This is a genomic window from Marinimicrobium sp. UBA4509, assembly GCF_002388575.1.
GTDB classification, from domain to species: Bacteria; Pseudomonadota; Gammaproteobacteria; order Pseudomonadales; family Cellvibrionaceae; genus Marinimicrobium; species Marinimicrobium koreense.
This window is the reverse complement of record NZ_DGMV01000032.1, coordinates 132,449-135,218: the sequence shown is the minus strand read 5'-3', so window position 1 is coordinate 135,218 and position 2,770 is coordinate 132,449. Positions and strand designations below refer to the sequence as shown.

4 protein-coding genes are annotated in these 2,770 nt (G+C 52.6%); 3 read left to right on the top strand and 1 reads right to left on the bottom strand.

All coding sequences use genetic code 11. From position 1 onward, the window contains the following. The 3 genes from B3520_RS04645 to B3520_RS04635 all read left to right on the top strand — a co-directional run. A partial coding sequence (locus B3520_RS04645; RefSeq protein ID WP_286875501.1) for a GGDEF domain-containing protein occupies window positions 1-256 on the top strand: 256 nt, incomplete at its 5' end. Between the two features lie 48 nt (window positions 257-304). Beyond that, the gene (locus B3520_RS04640) at window positions 305-1,144 is read left to right on the top strand and encodes a glycosyltransferase (protein ID WP_286804390.1); all 840 of its coding nucleotides are present in this window, start codon (window positions 305-307) and stop codon (window positions 1,142-1,144) included. 34 nt (window positions 1,145-1,178) lie between these two features. Further along, window positions 1,179-2,102: a glycosyltransferase family A protein gene (locus tag B3520_RS04635; RefSeq protein WP_286804389.1), complete on the top strand. Its 924-nt coding sequence runs from the start codon at window positions 1,179-1,181 to the stop codon at window positions 2,100-2,102. Between the two features lie 11 nt (window positions 2,103-2,113). On the opposite strand, the gene B3520_RS04630 is transcribed toward B3520_RS04635, so the two are convergent. Next, window positions 2,114-2,770 (bottom strand): hypothetical protein (locus tag B3520_RS04630; protein WP_286875499.1); only part of this gene is annotated, 657 nt, incomplete at its 5' end.

The following is a 2,770-nucleotide window of genomic DNA, read 5'->3' as shown; positions in this document are numbered from 1 at the left end:
GTTGGGGCGTTGGGGCGGAGAGGAATTTCTGGTGCTCGCCGCCAATACCGTGCTAGATGATGCGGCGATTTTCGCCGAACGTCTGCGTGGGCTGGTACTCGGCACTGAATTTGGATTGGACGAGCCGGTCACCATCAGTATCGGCGTGGCCGAGTGGGGCAAGGGCGATACCATGAAAACTCTGCTGGTGCGCGCCGATCGGGCCATGTACGAGGCGAAGCACGCTGGACGCAATCGGGTCTGTCTGCAGAGGTAGAGATGGTGTTATTATAACCGGCTTTGACTCGGGCCTTGGGGGCGCGTTTTGAAGCTATCGGTCATCATTTCGACTTACAATTCGCCAGCGTGGCTGGAGAAGGTGCTCTGGGGATATTCCGTTCAGGACCATAAGGCATTTGAGTTGATCGTTGCCGACGATGGTTCTTCGCAACAGACCCGAGCCGTCGTGGATCGAATGCGTTCTGAAACAGGAATGCAGATCAAGCATGTCTGGCAGCCGGATGAAGGGTTTCGCAAGTGTCGTATTTTGAATCTTGCGACATTGCAGGTTGAGAGCGAATACGTCGTCTATACCGATGGGGACTGTATTCCTCGTCGCGATTTTCTCTCCGTGCACGCTTCAGAAGCCGAACCCGGTCGCTTTCTTTCCGGCGGCTACCACAAATTGCCTCTTGATTTGAGTCAGTTGATTGCCAGAGAGGACATTGTCAGCGGCGAATGTTTTGATTTGTCATGGTTGAAACAGCGAGGGCTGCCTGCCAGCCACAAGAACAGCAAATTGACGGCAGGCCCTTTAAGAGCCTGGCTCTATAACCGTTTGACGCCAACCCGCTGTCGCTTCAAAGGGTCGAATGGCTCCGCTTGGCTGAAGGATATTGTTGCGGTCAATGGTTTTGATGAAACCATGGCCTATGGTGGGGAGGATCGAGAGTTTGGCGCTCGTCTGATCAACCTCGGTGTCAAACCCAAACACGTGCGATACAACGCGATCGTCATTCACCTGGATCACAAGCGAAGTTATGTTGATCCTCGTATTGTTTTGGCTAATAAGGAGCACCGGAAGAAAGTGGAGAAAGAACGCATCGTGGTTACAGCTCATGGTCTGAAAGAGCATGATGGATCGGATGTGTCGATTATTGGCTGAGAATCTGTAGTCGTTTTTATCGTTGGAGTTTTGCTTGATCTTTTTCGTTTTTTCATACAATCGCGGGCCGCACCTGAAAAATTGCGTAGAGTCGATCGAGTGTTGCGCGCCCGGGCAACCCGTGATTGTTTTTGATGACGCCAGCGATGACCCGGAAACCGTCGCTGTCCTTGCGTCAATCGGCGAGCGGCACGAAGTGGTGGTGCGCGAGGACAAAGACTCTACTGACCAGCATGGCGCCCTGTACACCAACATGCAAAACGCGATTGATCGAGTATGCGATGATGATGTCATCTGCTTTTTGCAAGATGACACTCAGATGGTGAGGCGGTTGGATGACGATGATGTGGTGTTTATCAAGGAGTATTTCGACCGCTATCCAGACTCGGGCTTTCTCGCACCGGTTTTTCAGCGAAAAATAGCCCGGCCGGCTACTCTGCAGCGATTTGTTTATGATCCGGAGCGGGGTGTCTATATTCAGTCCGTGAAAAATGGGCGCCGCGTTGCAGGCGTATATTACTCTGATATTTCCATTACGACCACGCGACGACTCAAGGATAAGGGGTGGCAGTTTTTGATGGGTGAGTTTGAGAACGAGCAGCAGGCAGCCCGGTTGTTTGAAGAAATGGGATACCTATACGCCCCCTTTGTCATGTGGCTTCCTAACCCGCCGGCCTACAGGAATAAAAAGAAAAGTCTTGCTTTTTCGATAGCGGAAAAGATCAACAGAGCGGGTCTCTACCCATTTTCCATTATGACGGATGCCAGGGTCAGAGCGTTGAAATCGCGCCCCACGAAAGAACTTCCGATCGCAGAGCACTACCTGTCGACAACGGTCGACGGGGTGCCCCGCCCCTGGATATTTCATCCGCTACGTCGTTCGCGTTTGCTGCGCAGACTGGATAAGCTGGAAGCTGTGGTGCGCAGTGCGAAGAGCTGGTTTACTCCGAAAGGGTAGTCTTTACCAGCTCACAACCGCTTCAATTTGACTTCCAGATTGTTCAGTAGTTTGAGCCCCCTTAGGCCAGTCAGCGGGTTGTAGGTCCATGGCTTTCGAGGCGTTATCGGAGTGCATTCCAGTAGCGATTCAGCGACGGGAATCTCCTTCGGGGATCGGCGGAGGAACTGATCTGCCTGTTCGGCGCTCCAGATTATGAATGGGTAGTAACCACATTGTTTCTTTCGTTCGGCAATCTTCAGGGCCAGAGTCTTCTTCTTTCCACGCCACGCCGGAACCTCTGGCAGCCACATGGCAAAAGGGCTGTAAAGGTATAGCATGCGTCCGAACAGTGCTTTGGCCTGGCGATCATTGCCCGGTTCGGATTGCAGAAATCGCCACTGTTTCTTCAGTAGTTTTTGCGGAGAGGTGACCAGCAGGTCGGAATAGTGAATGCCGGCACTTTGCTGGGTCGCCCTTCGTAAGTAGGTGTTTTGGGTGGGGCCAGGGTCATCAGATACGGGGTTTCTGTTCAGGTCGATGCCGCGGATGAAGCAGGGGTGAATGAAACCGACCGAGGCATTCTCTTCCAATATCGAATGTAATTGAGCAAGTTCGTGAAGCGCAACCGGTCGAATGACCTGTGTGTCGTCCTGAAGAAAGCATACCAGGGAATAGTGTTGCGTTGC